This window comes from Paraburkholderia sp. SIMBA_030 (assembly GCF_046535245.1).
GTDB lineage: Bacteria > Pseudomonadota > Gammaproteobacteria > Burkholderiales > Burkholderiaceae > Paraburkholderia.
In genome coordinates this window covers 1-242 of sequence record NZ_JAWRXB010001458.1, presented here as the reverse complement: position 1 = coordinate 242, position 242 = coordinate 1, and the positions used below count along the sequence as shown (strand labels likewise).

Annotated in this window: 1 pseudogene; it reads right to left on the bottom strand. The window is 66.9% G+C overall.

The window, feature by feature from the left end:
- Positions 1–242 (bottom strand): annotated as a pseudogene (locus SB772_RS44865) (AI-2E family transporter); the annotation flags it as partial.

Sequence of the window (242 nt, the reverse complement as noted above, 5' to 3'; positions counted from 1 at the left end):
CATCGTGATGTTCGGACGAATGCTCGCGGGCCTGATGATCGTGCCGCTCCGACAGATCCGCCGATGACGCCGCGTGCAGCGCGGCCGCATCGCCCGGTTCGGGACGCGCGAGGCGGTCCGGCAAACCGTCCGCGATCTCGAGGTTTTCGACGATGTCGACCAGCGCTTCGTTGACGCTCGCCAACTGGTCGGGCATCAACACGCCGCGCATCGCGTCGTTGCGCGCGAGCTTGAGCCCTTCA